Consider the following 14,021-nt stretch of genomic DNA (forward strand, 5'->3'; position numbering starts at 1 on the left):
CTGCCGCCAGCGGCGGCAATCTCTTCGTCCGAAAGTACAAGTCAGATGACAAGCGAGACGGCCCGTCGGGAGCGGAGGAGGAGCAATTCCTTGCTTTTGGCTCTCGCCGTGGGATTCCTCGTCTTTGGCGGCGCGGCGGGCGCACTCTATTATGCGTTGCGGCCCGACGTCCTCCGGATCGCCGTTGGACCACCAGGCAGCGACGACCACAAAGTCATTCAGGCGATGGCCGAGGCCTTCGGCGGCGAAAGCCGGACTGTCAGGCTGCTCCCGATCAAGACCGATGGAGCGGTGGAGTCCCTCGCTCTGCTTGGGGCTGGCAAGGCCGAGCTTGCCGTCGGGCGGGGCGATCTGGACATGCCCGCCGAGGCGCAGACCGTTGCCGTCGTACGCAAGAACTTCGTCGTGCTGTGGGCTCCGTCTGGAGCCGCGGGGAAGAGCTCGAAAAGAAAGCCTTCGCCCAGAATCAAGGAGGTCGGCGATCTCGCAGGGCGCCGCGTCGGCGTGATCGGCCGGACCCCGGTCAACGCCGCATTGCTACGCGTCATCCTGAGCGCCTCCGGAGTGGAGTCGGACAAGGTCGTCGTGACACACTTTGGCACGGACCAGATCGAAGAGCTGGCGCGCGATCCGACCCTCGATGCATTCATGGCGGTGGGGCCGCTCGACAGCAAGATCACATCCGATGCTGTGGCTGCAACGGCCCGGGTGCGCGGCGCGCCGAAGTTTCTCGCAATCGAGACATCGGAAGCGATTGCCCTCAGGCACCCCCGGTACGAATCGGAGGAAATTCCGCCCAGCGTCTTCAATGCGGATCCGGCGTGGCCGGACGACAAGGTTGAAACAATCAGCGTCAGCCACCTCATCGTCGCGAGAAAGTCCCTGCCTGAAACGACAGTCTCGGCCTTTTTCCGCCAGCTCTTTGCCGTTCGCCAGGCGATTGCAAGGCAGGTGCCGGGTGCAGCGCACATTACCAAGCCGGACGTCGAAAAGGACACCGAACTGCCGGTCCATCGAGGAGCGGCGGCTGTCATCGACGGCAACGAGCGTACCTTTCTTGACCGGTACGGCGATTACTTCTGGTTCGGGCTGCTGCTTCTGTCGGGGATCGGCTCGGCCGCCGCCTGGTTGCGTCGCTATTTGAATCGCGACGAAAGAGAGGAAACCAACAGCCACCGCAAGAGGATCCTGGCCATGGTTTTCAGCGCGCGCACCGCGGGATCGAACCAGGAACTTCTGGATTTGCAGCGCGAGGCCGACGCCCTCATCGGTGAAACGCTCGAATGCTACGATGACGGCGCTATCGAGCAGGACGAACTCGCGGCATTTGCTCTGGTGCTCGGGCTGTTGAGCAATGCCATCGCGGACCGACGAGCCGCGTTGCAGCGCGCCAACTTCGAAACCGTTCGAGGCGCGGCGACGGCGCCGCGAGGGTGAGGCGACCATCTGAAACTGCCGCGGTCGATCCCCGCGCGCAAATGCCCCGCAATGCAAAGACCGAGGGCACAGTCGGGATTAACTTCTGCTTGCGGGCACCCGGCTTCCGACGCGGTCGGCGTTTTCCTCAGCCGGCACGCATTGCCGTGTCGATAGCGACGTTGACCTCGCCGTTTCGCTCATTCGTCATTCAGGACCGCGCGGCCCGGGAATAATCGGAACAAAAGCGACGTTGTCGCTCTTAGCTTGGTCAGGAGACCTTCTCATGCTGCGCTCAAGACCGCCACGGGTCATTCGCACAACGCTCGATCTTGCGAATGCGAACCAGGTCAAGTCCGTTCGCAAGCGCCTCAAGATCTCCGATGCCGATCTGGTCAGGATCGTCGACAAGATCGGTAACTCCCTGGCGGCCATAGAGAAGGAAGTTCAGCTCGAAAAGCTCGAGTTCGTTGAGCAGTGCAGCGCCAAGGGCGGACACATGATCCCCGGCACATGATCCCCGGATAAACTCAATCATCCCATCGAAAAGGAGAACTGAGATGAACGGCCTGATTTACCTCGTAGGACTCATCGTCGTGATCGCGGCCATTCTGTCGTTTTTTGGCTTGCGTTGATCGTTCTCATGCGGGCCGACCGCCACCCATCTGGGTGAAGCAGTTGGCGACTTCGTGTGTATCAAATGGATGATTTGCACCAGGTGAACACCATCATCGCCACGACCATTTGCGCCTTCTTCAAAGGACATCCCGACGCCCAGATCGGGACCGAAGAGGCCAAGCTGCTGGCGAAGCAGATTACCCAGGCGCTGGAGCAGGCAGGGCTAGAGATTTCTGCCGCCAATCCGGCGAAAGGACCGCACTAGGCTTTCGGCCGGCGAGCCGGTGATGTCGCCAACCCCTGACGTTGCAGTGCTTCATGGAGGCCAGCCTGTCCGGAATTGTTGATGGCGGAGACGTTGCGGTGTCCCACATCTCTTTCCCAAACGAACTGGCTGCCTTAGCCGGATTCCGTCCTGGCCCTGCTTTCCATTAATTCGAGTCCAACTCCCCCAGCAGCTTCCCCGCCTCATCGAGTAGCTCCCGGATCGCCCTTCGCTCCGCGATCCGCTCCCGCGTGAAGGCGCCATGCTTGCGTGCGTTGCGGTTGCCCCATGGCGCGCCCGATCCCGGGGCACCGCCGTGCATGCGGCAGCGCAGCTTGCCGCGCACGGCCGGCGCGCGGCAGGCGAGGCCGCCGCGCGTACTGGCGCCGCAGCGCGGGCTCGCCGCCATCGCACGCGTGTTGCGGACGTGATCGGCGCTCACGAGTCGGCGCCCTGGCTGCCCTGCTCGCCGACCGTCAGGTGCGCATGCTGCGCGACATTCCCCACGATTGCCCTGCCGCCATCCTGCACCGACAGATTCTGCACCGTGATCGGACGTTCGCCGTTGCCGCGGTGGCGGTTGAGGGCCTCGATCTGGGCGGCGAAGGTGCGGGCCAGCCGGGTCATTGTGCGCGCGATGCCTTCCTGCTGCGCGAGGTCCTCGGTGAAGGCGAGGCGGCAGGCCGAGCGCATGGTGGCGACGTGAACGGACACCATCTGCGCTGTCAGCATGGCCTCGAGCGAATCCCTGGGAGCGATGCTCTTCATCATCGAGACCATGAAGGCGAGATTGGCCTCGTCGGGCTTCTGCAGGATCACGCTGGCTTTCATCAATTGCTTGAGGATGCCGTGCAGCGCGTCGCGGTCGACGGCGCCGAGCGCCTCGCCCAACAGCCGTTCGCCGGCCTCGGCGTCGGGATGCTGGATCACGATGTGTTCTGCGGTGAGCTTGATCCGTGGGCTCGGCTTGCCGCGGTCATGCTTGGTGACGGGCGTGGTGCCGTTGCGTGTCAGGGCTGTCGTCATGGCGATATCTCCTTGGGCCCACGGCAGGCGCGAAGGGGCCCCGCTGGTGCGAGGCCGACCCGCGCAGCTGCCGTGCGGCGGTTTTCGATTTTCAGATGTCGATGAAGGGCTTATGCGCGATTGAAACCGGCACCCATGGCCAAGCAGGCCGGGTTGCTCACGGTTGTCGCGATGATGGCATTATGCCCCTGTTTTGCCCGACGAGTCAAAATCGATTTCGTAACATCCGAAGATGGGTGCCCCCGCGTAAGTCGTTGTTTCGACTGGGGCCGTCTACTGTGCATGGGGTTGTTTTCGCATTTTTTGTTTGGCGGAGGTGCGTACCTGCCGTGCTGCGGAATGAAGACGCCCGAACGCGATTGCGAAATCCGGCACGCCCGCTATTCATGATCCTTCAATGCGTCGCACCAACAAGCCTGCACAAGCGGCGCTGGTGAGGTCTGGGGAGAGAACCAATGCAACGAACCGTCCGCCTGCTCGCCGTCATCGCCGGATTGTGCGCTGCTGTGCTGTCGACCGAAGCCATGGCGCAGAAATATCCGGTGCGGCCGGTCAAGGTCATGGTCGGCTTCAGCGCGGGCGGACCGGTCGATGTCGTCGCGCGCATCGTCGGCGATCGCCTCGGCAGCAAGCTCGGACAGCCCTTCGTGATCGAGAACCGCGCCGGCGCCAACGGCATGATCGCGGCCGAAGGCGTCGCGCGGGCCGAAGCGGACGGCTACGCCATGCTCGCCTGCAACTCCTCCACCATCACGCTGAACAGGACGCTGTTCAAGGACATCCGCTACGATCCGGAAAAGGACTTCGCGCCGCTCACCACCGTCGTGTCGGCGCCGCTCGTGCTGGTGGTCAATCCGGAGAATCCCAAGACGGCCGATATCAAGACCGTGGCCGATCTCGTTGCCGCGGCGAAGGCCGCGCCCGGTGCGCTGGCCTACGGCTCGGGCGGCAACGGCAACCTCGCCCATCTCGCCATGGAGCTGCTCAGCCAGAAGGCCGGCGTCAAGCTGATCCACGTGCCTTATCGCGGCGGTTCGGCCGCCGAGGTCGGGATTCTCGCACAGGAGGTGCTGGCAGTGTTCGATCCGCTCTCCGCCGTGCCGCTGGTCAAGGCCGGCAAGCTGCGCGCGCTCGCGGTGTCGTCGGCCGAGCGGCTGCCGGCGCTGCCTGACGTGCCGACCGTTGCGGAAGCGGGCTATCCCGGCTTCGACATCTCATTCTGGGTCGGCTTCTTCATGCCGAAATCGACGCCGGCGCCGATCCTCGAGACGCTGCACCGGGAAATCGTCGCGGCGGCCAAGGATCCGGCGATCGCGGAGAAGCTCGGCTCGCAAGGCGTCGTCAGCGTGCTCAGCCCGGCCGACTACGCCACCAAGATCGCGAAAGAGACGAAGGAGCTTGCCGAGGTCGTGGCCGCGGCGAACATCAAGGCGGAGTGAGAAGGCCGCTTGCTCGAATGATCATGATTGCGGTCAACTTTCCTCGTCGCCGGCCAGCTGCGCCAGCCGGTCGAGCAGCGGGCGTTGGCCTGCGTTGATCTTCTCCCGCGCCGCTTCGAGCGTGAACCATTCGGCACGATCGACCTCCGGGAAGGTTTGCCGTTTGCCGCTCCGTGGCGGCCATTCCATCTCGAACGTGTTGCTGCGAACGCTGCGCACGTCGAGATCGAGCTCAGCAGCGAAGGCGGTGACGAGCTTGCCGCCGCGCTGCTTGACCTGACCAAGCGCCGTCAGCGGCCCGGACAGCTCGAGCCCAAGCTCCTCGGCGAATTCCCGCCGCGCGGCGATATCAGCATCCTCTTCGTCCGCATATTCCCCCTTGGGGATCGACCATGCGCCGAGATCCTTGTTGCGCCAGAACGGCCCCCCGGGATGAACGAGGAGAACCTCGAGCTTCCGGCGCCTCCGATAGGCGATGATCCCGGCACTCTTCGATGGCATCGCGGGTTCCGTGCAGAAGGGTCCACCCTTTCGGTTGGGAAAAAGTGGAACAGGCGGTTTTTGCGCAGGTTAGTAGCCAACGTTCATTTAATAAGTTTAATAAGAGGGAGTGACCCATGATCCGCCTGTTGGCAACCACGGCCTTGGGGCTGGTGCTGGCGAACGCCGCCTTTGCGCAATCGCCCAGCACGACCACGAAGTCCGATCAAACCCCGCAATCCCAGACAAACTCCACAGCGCCGTCCACCTCTTCGCCATCCGGCACCGCTGATACGCAGCGCACCACATCGCAGCCGCAGCAATCACCGGCGACTGGAACGTCGGCACAGAATACGCAGAGCCCCGCGTCGTCTGGGGCTGCAAATCCCAGCACGCCCAGCAATGCCGCGAACAGCACGGATACTTCGCGGCCGCAGAGCGGCACCGCGACCTCGAACACGGCCGGCAACCAGCCCGCGCCGCAGCAGAGCGCCAACCCGCCACCGGCCAACAGCAACCAGGCGCAGGATCGGTCCAATCCGCCTCCGACCAACAGCAATCAGGCCCAGCAGGCCCCTGCGGCGTCCGGAACCAACCAGGCCCAGCAGGCGCCGAATGCGCCCGCCAGCAATCAGGCGCAGGGCGAGCGGGCCGGAACCGGCTCGCAGGCGGCCGCGCAGACCGACGTCAATCTCAACCGCCAGCAGGAGACAAGGATCAGCACGTTGATCTCGCGCCTGAACGTTCGGCCTTTGACTAGCGTCAATTTCTCGCTGAATGTCGGCACGGTGGTGCCGCGCGACGTGCATCTCTCGACGCTACCGCCGGACGTCGTCGAGATCGTGCCGCAATATCGCGGCTACAGCTTTGCGCTGGTCAAGGATCAGATCGTGGTGGTCGATCCGGCGACGTACAAGATCGTGACGGTGTTGCCGTATTCGGGGCAATCCACCGCGACAACGACGACCACGCGCGAGCGCAGCGCCAGCAAGTTCTCCGATCGCGATCGTGAGGTGATCCGCAAGCATGCGAATTCCGCACCGAAGGGCGAAGCGAGGCGCGGACCACCGGCAGCACGGCGCGAACGGAGATCCGCGTCGGCGATCGCGTGCCGGACAGTGTCGAAGTGGAGGAATTCCCGAGCACGGTCTATCGGGATGCGCCGGGTCTGCGGGAATACCGCTACATCCATCGCGACACCCGGACCTACGTCATCGAGCCCCGCGAACGGCGGGTGATCGAGGAGATCGACTAACGGTGAATGTCGGAGCCACCCTCGCGGGTGGCTCCGAGCACTAGCCCGAGGGCCGTTCGCGTGATGCGAAGCGAACGGCGCGGGCCTTCGCGCTCTTTCCTGCCGCGCGCGCTGCAATCATGCTGCGCGCCTTGCCGTGAGCGGACGCCTTCTTGCGCAGCAGGCTCGCGAACCGCTTGCGGGCACGGTTCTCCGTCAGCCGGGCGGCCAGCTGTTCGGCCTTGCGGATGGAAGCGATCGCGGAAGACGTCAGGTTGACGGGAACCCAGGCCACGTCCTTGGCCTTCGAGAGACTGCCGACACCTTCGCAAGGCGCCTCGCGCGGCAGGTCGATCCGGATTGCAATGGCCTCCGAGCGCTCGGTCCAGTCCTCGGCCTTGGTGCCGGTGATGATGCGGACATAGTCGCGCGTCTCGCGTGGCAGCTCACTCTGTTTGGCAAGCCACCTTTGAATGCGGCCCGGACCTGCATTGTAGGCGGCTGCGGCGAGACCGAGATTGCCGAAATCATCGCGCAGCTTGCGCAGGAATTTTGCCGATGCCGGCAGCGCCTTCATGGGATCGAAGGGATCGTCGAGCCCGACTTCGGCGGCCGTCTCCGGCATGAACTGCGCTACGCCCTGCGCGCCGGCATGGCTGACCTCGTTGGACTTGAAGCGGCTCTCCTGCCAGAGCAGGCGGGCAAAGAACGGCACGGGAATGCCGCTGGCCTCGGCGGCTTCGCGAAGCGCATGACAGAATTTATCCGTCGGCGAAACCGGCCCTTCGGCGACGGGTTCGCTCGCGCGCAGCGGCTCGATTGTTTCCTCATGCGCCGCGCGCGCGTTGGCCAGCTCGATGGCCTGCACGCTGGCGAGGAAGAGTTCGACCACCGGAACCAGTGGCGAGGCATGGTTGTTCTGAAGGATGGCGGTGTTGAAAGTTGATGTCTTCCGGGACGCCGACGGATCGAGGTCGCACATCAGAATCAGGAACGCGGCACAAGCCGCGACGACAAATCGCATTTGCTGGGACAACCTCGAACTGTGGGAATGAACGGCCAGCGATGCGCCGGCGATAGGAAGTCCTTAACCTTCCGATTGCGGCAAAGCTGCGATCTCGCCGGTTCCTTCGGTGCTACTACGGTGTTCCCAAAAAGAAACTGCCCGCGATTGTGCGGATCATGATTTTCAAATGGGACGAGCGATCATGATGCGATGGATGCTTGGCGTGGTGATGTCGCTGTGGCTCGTCTGCCCGGCGCTCGCGGGCAATCTCGATGCGAAGGCAGTGAACGATGCAGCGCGTCCGGAAAAGCAGCCAGCTGCGGACAAGATCAGCGCGCCGGTGACGAAGCTTCAGATTCTGCTCGATCGTGCGCAATTCTCTCCGGGCCAGATCGACGGCAAGCTCGGCGAGAACGCGCAGAAGGCGCTGAAGGCGTTCGCCGAGCAGAACGGACTTGGCTTCGACAAGACCATCGGCGCTGAACTCTGGGACAAGCTGAACGCAGCCAGCGAAGGCTCTGTTCTCGTCGACTACAAGATCACCGACGCGGATGCGAAGGGGCCATTCCTCAAGAAGCTGCCAACCAAGCTCGAGGAGATGAAGTCGCTGGAGGCGCTGAGCTACACCAGCCCGCTCGAAGGGCTTGCTGAAAAATTCCATATGAGCGAAGAGCTGTTGAAGGCGCTCAATCCGGGAAAGGCGTTCGACAAGATCGGCGAGACGATTGCCGTGGCCAACGTACCGGCGCGTCGGGAGCTTCCGCGCATCGTTCGGATCGAGATCGACAAGGCGCGCGCGACGCTGAAGGCTTACGAGGGCTCTGGTCGTCTGGTCGCGTTCTACCCGGCGTCAATCGGCAGTCCGGATCGCCCGACGCCGACGGGGACGCTGAAGGTCACCGGCACCCATGAGCTGCCGACCTATCACTACAATCCGGAATACAAGTTCAAGAGCGTGAAATCCAAAACGCCCTTCGAGATCAAGCCGGGTCCCAACAACCCGGTCGGATCGTACTGGATCGGGCTATCGGCACAGGGCTATGGCATCCACGGGACGGCGGAGCCGGACAGGGTCAGCAAGTCCGCCTCTCACGGCTGCATCAGGCTCACCAACTGGGACGCGCGTGTGCTCGGCGAGAATGCCAAGCGCGGCACCCCCGTCGTCTTCCTCGATGCGCCGACGGAATCCTCCTCGCAGCAGCGGGACACGGCGGCCGGCAAGCGGGCGGCGACCTCGTCGAACTAGTCCTTGGGGAAGTCCTTGCGCATCGCAATCTCGGCGGCGTCGCCGGGCGACAGCACCGTCTGGTCGAAGGCGGCCTGCGGTTTCGTCATGATGTCGTAGAGCGAGATGCCTTTGATGGGCTTGCCCATCAGCTCGCGGACGCAGTCGGCGAGCGTGCCGTTGTAGACGAGATAGGGCGGACCTCGGTCCTTCTGTCTCTCGCCCTTCAGCGACGGCCACTTCTTCAATTCGGCCGGCGCGTCATAGGCGATCGGCGATCCCTCTTTGAACATGCGTTGGACCCCGGTGGCTTGGATTGCCGGGAATCCTAGAGCCGCCGGGTAAACACACGTTAAAGAATTAGTTCAAATCAATCGGCGATGAAGGCGAGCAGGGTGCCGTTGGCCTTGGCTGGCGGCACGCAGACCGCAGGCCCACTGCGCACGGCAGCCGACCCCAGTGCCCTCTCCGTCGCCGCGAGATCGCCGCTGACGAGCACGAGCGCTGCGCCGCCGCGCTCGGCGAGGCCGGCGAGTGGCACGCCGGGATAGCGCTTTCCGAGCTGCTCCAGCGTGAGATAGACGAAGTCGGCGCGATCGCCGCCGGAGGGCACGGTCACGGCGCCGTCGGGGTCCGCCTTCGGCTCGCGGTCGATCAGCCGGCCGAGATGTGCGGCGTCCTGCGCCGGCTCGGGCGTTGCGATCAGAATCTGCTTGATCCGCTTCGCCGCGTTGGCGTGCTTCATCAGCTCGGGAATCCACACGGTCTCGCGCGTCTTGTGCTGGCAGGCGAAAATGCGAACGCCGCCGGGCGCTTCGGCGGTCGGCCACATGAAGGTGCGGAATTTCGCCGCCGAGACGGTGCCATCAGGCAGCGTCACCGGCCGCTCGAAATCGGTCGGGCCGATCGGCGTCAGGCCGCGGGCTCGGATCTCCTCGGCGCCGGCGGTGGAATCGACCGCGGTGAATGCGATGCGCTCGATGCCTTCGCCGCGCTTGTCGAGGAAGGCGCGCGCCGGCGCGTTGTGCTCGGTCGCGGCGAGCACGCCGAGCAGCTCCATATAGTCGGGATCGAACATGATGGTGTAATTGCCGGTGCCCATATGCGCGCTATGGGTGCCGCGCGGAGAGACGGTGAAGCCGAGCCGCCGGTAGTTCTCGGCGGCCTGGTCGAGATCCTTCACCATGATTACGGCGTGGTCGATACCGATGACGTTCTTGAGAGCCACTGTTCTCTTCCCGCGAATGCAAACTGACTTGGACCGCCGCGCCGGCGGCCGCTGGTCCTGTCTACGCCGGATAGGCGGCCAAGTCATTTTCAAATCGGCGCGAGATGCGGAATTTCATTTCGCGAAATGCGGCGCCGTTGGATGACCAGGTCAGCGGGCCTGCGCGAGATAAGCGGCGAGGATCGCGCGCTCTTCGCCGGTCATCTCGGTGATGTTGCCCGGCGGCATCGCGCCGGACCAGGCCGCGACACGGCCGATCAAGCGGATGTTGCGATGGATGTGCTCGGGCGTATCGAGCAGGATGCCCTTCGGCGCGGTCACGATCCCGGCCCAGACCGGCTCGGCCGCGTGGCACATACTGCACCGGGACATCACGATCTCCTCGACAGCGTTGCGCGTGGGTTGTGCTGACAGCGCGCCCGTCCTCACCTCGCGTGGGCCGGCTGCCGAGAGGAACAGGATCGCGATGACGCCGATTGCCGCCACGCCCCAGACCCACCATGGCGATTTGCGCCCGGCGTGCCGCTCGTTGAAGAAATGGCGGATCACCGGGCCGAGCGCCAGGATGATCGCGACGATGATCCAGTTGAAGCGTGTGGCGTAGAGCAGGGGATAGTGGTTGCTGATCATCAGCACGACGACGGGGAGCGTCAGATAATTGTTGTGGACCGAGCGCTCCTTGCTGGCCTTGCCGAGCTTCGGATCGGGCGACTGCCCCGCGATCAGCGCCGCCACGATCCTCTTCTGGTTCGGGATGATCAGCGCGAAGACGTTGGCGACCATGATGGTGCCGATGATCGCCCCGATCTGGTTGAATGCGCCGCGGCCGCTCAGCACATGGGTGAAGGCATAGGTCAGCGCGACCAGGAACAGATAGCCGCCGATGGCAAAGGGCAATTCGCGCTGCGCGAGCCCGGTGCGACAGGCGGCCTCATAGAGCAGCCATGCCAGCGCGAGACTCGCGAAGCTGAACAGGCCGGCCTGGAACGGCGTGAGGTCGAGGATCGACTTGTCGACCAGGAACAGGTCGGCCTCGAGATAATACACCACCACCATCAGCGCAAAGCCTGACAGCCAGGTCGTGTAGGCCTCCCATTTGAACCAGGTCAGCTCGTCCGGCATCTGGCTGGGGGCGACCAGATATTTCATGATCCGGTAGAAGCCGCCGCCATGGACCTGCCAGGCCTCACCCTGCACGCCATCGGGCAGGTCGCGTCTCGGCCTGAGGCTGAGATCGAGGGCGATAAAGTAGAAGGAACTGCCGATCCAGGCGATCGCCGCCACCACGTGCAGCCAGCGGAGCAGCAGGCTCGCCCATTCCGATATGATGGATCCCCACATGATGCCCCCAACATTCGTGGCGGCGATGCCGCGGCACTGCTGACCGCGACGTGCAGCCGCGCCCTCACATCTGTCGCATCGATCGGCCGCATTTTCCAGTACGATGGAATGCGGCTGATGCACATCGTGCGAGCACGGGCTGACGTGGAATTCGGCGGCGTGTAACCTGCCGCAGACCATTTGCGGGGCGATCGACGTTACGTTTGCGACGGGCAGGCCGGGAGGATGACGACGTGAAGAACAGGATTTCGACCGCGGTGCTGGCTGCGGGGGTGATCGTATCGGCGACCGGTGCGCAGGCCGAGCCGGTGTTGCAGGGCAAGGACGCTTATGGCGATTGGCAGGCCGACAAGCCCGGCACGATCAGGCTGATCCGGCCGCAGGATCTGGTCAGGCCCGGCGCCACGCGCTCGGTTGCGAGCTCGTCGCGCGTGGTACCGCGTCCGCCGGAGGCCGCGCTCCGGGTGCCGGCGGGCTTCAAGATCGACCTGTTCGCCGAAGGCCTGCGCGCGCCTCGCATCGTGCGAGTGGCGCCGAACGGCGATGTCTTCGTCGCGGAGACGCGGGCCGGCACTATCCGCGTGTTGCGCGCCGGCGAGGGCGGCAAGGTTGCGAGCAACGAGGTGTTTGCCAGTGGCCTGCGCCAGCCCTTCGGCATCGCCTTCTTCCCGAGCGGCGACAATCCGCAATGGGTCTATGTCGCCAACACCGACAGCGTCGTCCGCTTTCCCTATCAGGCCGGCGATCTCAAGGCGCGCGGCAAGGCGGAGACGATCGTGCCAAGCCTGCCGCATGACGGCGGCCACTCCACCCGCGACATCGTCTTCACGCCAGACAACAAGCGCATGCTGGTCTCGGTCGGCTCGCTCAGCAATGTCGCGGAAGGTCTGGGCACGCCGCCGGGCGGATTGGAGGCTTGGTCGAAAGCGCAACCGCTTGGCGCGGCCTGGGCCAGCGAGACGGAGCGCGCCGCCGTGCTCGCCTTCACGCCTGATGGCAAGGAGCGGAAGATCTACGCCACCGGCATCCGCAATTGCGTCGGCCTTGCGATCCAGCCACAGACCGGTCTGCCCTGGTGCTCGACCAACGAGCGCGACGGCCTCGGCGACGATCTCGTGCCCGACTACGTCACCAGCGTGAAGGAAGGCGCCTTCTATGGCTGGCCGTGGTTTTATATAGGCAACAATGAAGATCCGCGCCATTCCGGCGCGCGGCCGGACCTCAAGGACAAGGTGACGGTGCCCGACGTGCTGATTCAGCCGCATTCGGCCTCGCTCGGCATGACGTTCTACCAGGGCACGCAGTTTCCGCAGGAGTACCAGGGCGATGCCTTTGCCGCCGAGCACGGCTCGTGGAACAGGTCGAAGCGCACCGGCTACAAGGTGATCCGCATCAAGATGAAGGACGGCAAGCCGACCGGGGAGTATGAGGATTTCGTCACGGGGTTCGTGGTGAGCGACACGGAAGTTTGGGGAAGGCCGGTGGGAGTGGCGGTGGCAAAGGACGGATCGCTGCTGGTGTCGGAGGACGGCAACGGCACGATCTGGCGGGTGACGCATTCGCGGTGAGCGAACATGCTTCGCCTCTCCCCGCAAGGGCAGGGCAATCGCATATGGCATCACTCGCGAGCGGAGCGCGCGCCTCGTCCTTCGAGACGACCGCTTCGCGGTCTCCTCAGGATGAGGCTAAGTGGCATCGGTGCCCGCTGAAACGGCTGCCGCGCACTCCCTCCTCATCCTGAGGGCCCGCCAAAGGCGGGCGTCTCGAAGGATGGCCGCAGGGAAGAGCTCTCATCTGCGATAGCCCTGCCGCAGGCGGGGGAGGGAGAAGTGAGACCTAACCCCGCCTCACGCTCGCGCCGCCATCCACCGGCAGGGTCACGCCGGTGATGAAGTTCGCCTCGTCGGACGCCAGAAACAGAGCGGCGTTGGCGACGTCCCAGCCGGTGCCCATCTTCCTGCGCAGTGGCACCTTGCTGTCGCGCTCGGCTTCGACCTCGGCGCGGGTCTTGTGCCATTCGCGGGCGCGGGTATCGACGGCCATCGGCGTGTTCATCAGGCCGGGCAGAATGACATTGGCGCGGATGCCGTATTCGGCGTTCTGGTAGGCGAGCTGTTCGGTGAAGGCGATCATCGCCGACTTCGTCGCCTTGTAGGCGACGTAAGGATAGGTCGTGATCGCCGCCATCGAGGAGATGTTGATGATGGCGCCGCTCTTCTGCGCCCGCATGATCGGGATCACTTCCTTGGCGGCGAGAATGCAGCTCTTCAGATTGATGGCGACAACGCGATCGAACGCTTCCTCGGTGATTTGAAGCAGCTCGGCATCGCCGCCGGAGAGGCTGACGCCGACATTGTTATGCAGCACGTCGATCCGGCCCCAGCGCGCCTGGGCGTCCGCAACCATCGCCTTGATGTCGGCCGACTTCGTCACGTCGGCCTTGAAGGCCGCGGCGGTGCCGCCTTTCGCGGCGATCATCGCGACCGTTTCCTGCGCGGATTCCAGATGATGGTCGACGCACAGGACCTTTGCACCCTCGCGGGCGAAGGTGAGCGCGGTGGCGCGGCCGTTGCCCATGCCTTCGCCGGGACTTTGCCCGGCCCCGACGACGATCGCGACCTTGTCCTTCAACCGCATCTCAGTTCACTCCCCGGCACGGGCACCATTCGCCCTATTATTTTCGTGCAGATTAGCAATCGCCCCGGCCGGAGAGAAGGGCGTGGCTCCTGCGTGCATGTCATTG

At 64.4% G+C, this 14,021-nt stretch carries 15 protein-coding genes and 1 pseudogene; 8 read left to right on the forward strand and 8 right to left on the reverse strand.

The features are described 5' to 3' along the window. Positions 1-45: 45 nt before the first annotated feature. The 3 genes from E4K64_RS03750 (at position 46) to E4K64_RS03760 (ending at position 2,299) form a co-directional block, all read left to right on the forward strand. Positions 46-1,437, forward strand: a complete 1,392-nt coding sequence (locus tag E4K64_RS03750) for a TAXI family TRAP transporter solute-binding subunit (RefSeq protein ID WP_135162231.1) — start codon at positions 46-48, stop codon at positions 1,435-1,437. Positions 1,438-1,702: 265 nt separating this feature from the next. Continuing rightward, positions 1,703-1,933, forward strand: coding sequence for a DUF3606 domain-containing protein (locus E4K64_RS03755; protein ID WP_135162232.1), 231 nt, complete (start codon positions 1,703-1,705; stop codon positions 1,931-1,933). 183 nt (positions 1,934-2,116) lie between these two features. Beyond that, entirely contained in the window at positions 2,117-2,299 is a 183-nt protein-coding gene (locus E4K64_RS03760) for a hypothetical protein (RefSeq protein WP_135162233.1), read from the forward strand. A 166-nt stretch (positions 2,300-2,465) separates the two neighbouring features. On the opposite strand, the gene E4K64_RS03765 is transcribed toward E4K64_RS03760, so the two are convergent. Together E4K64_RS03765 and E4K64_RS03770 are read right to left on the reverse strand one after the other, a co-directional pair. Further along, complete coding sequence (locus E4K64_RS03765) at positions 2,466-2,741, reverse strand: HGGxSTG domain-containing protein (RefSeq protein WP_135162234.1); 276 nt, start codon at positions 2,739-2,741, stop codon at positions 2,466-2,468. Further along, on the reverse strand, positions 2,738-3,325 hold the full coding sequence (locus tag E4K64_RS03770) for a hypothetical protein (RefSeq protein ID WP_135162235.1): 588 nt from the start codon (positions 3,323-3,325) through the stop codon (positions 2,738-2,740). Before E4K64_RS03770 ends, E4K64_RS03765 begins: the two co-directional genes overlap by 4 nt. A gap of 455 nt (positions 3,326-3,780) precedes the next feature. On the opposite strand from E4K64_RS03770, the gene E4K64_RS03775 reads away from it, so the two are divergent. Beyond that, the gene (locus tag E4K64_RS03775) at positions 3,781-4,764 is read left to right on the forward strand and encodes a Bug family tripartite tricarboxylate transporter substrate binding protein (RefSeq protein WP_135162236.1); all 984 of its coding nucleotides are present in this window, start codon (positions 3,781-3,783) and stop codon (positions 4,762-4,764) included. A 33-nt stretch (positions 4,765-4,797) separates the two neighbouring features. Here E4K64_RS03775 and E4K64_RS03780 read toward each other — a convergent pair whose 3' ends face one another. After that, a complete protein-coding gene (locus E4K64_RS03780; RefSeq protein ID WP_135162237.1) occupies positions 4,798-5,265 on the reverse strand; it encodes an NUDIX hydrolase in 468 nt (155 codons plus the stop codon). 116 nt (positions 5,266-5,381) lie between these two features. Here E4K64_RS03780 and E4K64_RS03785 point away from each other — a divergent pair. After that, a pseudogene (locus E4K64_RS03785) lies at positions 5,382-6,116 on the forward strand (DUF1236 domain-containing protein); the annotation flags it as partial. 236 nt (positions 6,117-6,352) lie between these two features. Beyond that, on the forward strand, positions 6,353-6,499 hold the full coding sequence (locus tag E4K64_RS41065; RefSeq protein WP_235884535.1) for a DUF1236 domain-containing protein: 147 nt from the start codon (positions 6,353-6,355) through the stop codon (positions 6,497-6,499). Positions 6,500-6,539: 40 nt separating this feature from the next. Here the strand turns inward: E4K64_RS41065 and E4K64_RS03790 are convergent, their stop codons facing one another. Further along, the gene (locus E4K64_RS03790) at positions 6,540-7,502 is read right to left on the reverse strand and encodes a lytic transglycosylase domain-containing protein (protein WP_135162238.1); all 963 of its coding nucleotides are present in this window, start codon (positions 7,500-7,502) and stop codon (positions 6,540-6,542) included. Between the two features lie 184 nt (positions 7,503-7,686). Here E4K64_RS03790 and E4K64_RS03795 point away from each other — a divergent pair, with 184 nt between their 5' ends. After that, positions 7,687-8,730, forward strand: a complete 1,044-nt coding sequence (locus tag E4K64_RS03795) for a L,D-transpeptidase family protein (protein WP_135162239.1) — start codon at positions 7,687-7,689, stop codon at positions 8,728-8,730. On the opposite strand, the gene E4K64_RS03800 is transcribed toward E4K64_RS03795, so the two are convergent. From E4K64_RS03800 to E4K64_RS03810, 3 genes are all read right to left on the reverse strand, one after another. After that, positions 8,727-9,002 carry a hypothetical protein gene (locus E4K64_RS03800; RefSeq protein ID WP_126256609.1) on the reverse strand — a complete coding sequence of 92 codons (276 nt, stop codon included), beginning with the start codon at positions 9,000-9,002 and terminating at the stop codon, positions 8,727-8,729. The genes E4K64_RS03795 and E4K64_RS03800 overlap by 4 nt on opposite strands. Positions 9,003-9,079: 77 nt before the next feature. Next, positions 9,080-9,937: a VOC family protein gene (locus tag E4K64_RS03805; RefSeq protein ID WP_135162240.1), complete on the reverse strand. Its 858-nt coding sequence runs from the start codon at positions 9,935-9,937 to the stop codon at positions 9,080-9,082. Positions 9,938-10,087: 150 nt separating this feature from the next. Next, positions 10,088-11,278 (reverse strand): urate hydroxylase PuuD, encoded by a 1,191-nt coding sequence (locus E4K64_RS03810; protein WP_135162241.1) that lies wholly within the window; start codon positions 11,276-11,278, stop codon positions 10,088-10,090. A gap of 233 nt (positions 11,279-11,511) precedes the next feature. Here E4K64_RS03810 and E4K64_RS03815 point away from each other — a divergent pair, with 233 nt between their 5' ends. Further along, positions 11,512-12,846 carry a PQQ-dependent sugar dehydrogenase gene (locus tag E4K64_RS03815; protein WP_135162242.1) on the forward strand — a complete coding sequence of 445 codons (1,335 nt, stop codon included), beginning with the start codon at positions 11,512-11,514 and terminating at the stop codon, positions 12,844-12,846. Between the two features lie 268 nt (positions 12,847-13,114). Here E4K64_RS03815 and E4K64_RS03820 read toward each other — a convergent pair whose 3' ends face one another. Further along, the gene (locus E4K64_RS03820; RefSeq protein WP_135162243.1) at positions 13,115-13,915 is read right to left on the reverse strand and encodes an SDR family NAD(P)-dependent oxidoreductase; all 801 of its coding nucleotides are present in this window, start codon (positions 13,913-13,915) and stop codon (positions 13,115-13,117) included. Between the last annotated feature and the right edge of the window lie 106 nt (positions 13,916-14,021).

The sequence above is a fragment of the Bradyrhizobium frederickii genome, assembly GCF_004570865.1.
GTDB lineage: Bacteria > Pseudomonadota > Alphaproteobacteria > Rhizobiales > Xanthobacteraceae > Bradyrhizobium > Bradyrhizobium frederickii.